The organism is Streptomyces sp. DH12, from assembly GCF_020873895.1.
Lineage (GTDB): Bacteria > Actinomycetota > Actinomycetes > Streptomycetales > Streptomycetaceae > Streptomyces.
On sequence record NZ_JAHWGT010001763.1, the window covers coordinates 1 to 379 of the forward strand.

At 69.9% G+C, this 379-nt stretch carries 1 pseudogene; it reads right to left on the reverse strand.

The annotated features are described in order from the left end of the window. A pseudogene (locus LPA54_RS42110) lies at nt 1–379 on the reverse strand (LCP family protein); the annotation flags it as partial.

Here is a 379-nt window from a genome sequence, read left to right on the forward strand (position 1 = left end):
GGGATGTGCAGCAGGGTGTCGCGCGGCATGCTGATCACCGACATGTTGCTGCGGTCCGCGGACAGGTGCACCAGCATCTGCACGTCCGCCAGCGGCGTCGAGCCGAACGTCTCGCGGGCGCCGCCGAGTTTCTGGTTCTCCTCGCTGTCCCGCGCGTCGCTGCCGATCAGCAGGATGTTCAGCGGGGTCTGGCCCGCCGCGTTGGGCGTCGGCTCGGCGACCTTGCTGTCGCCGAGGTTCAGCGGGTCCTTCTTGATGTTGTCGTTGAGCTGCCGGTAGTACAGGAACCCCGCGCCGCCGGCCGCGAGTATGAGCAGCGCGAGCACCGCGGCCGACCATGTGAGGATCCGGCGGAAGCGCCGCGGACGCGGGACCGCGC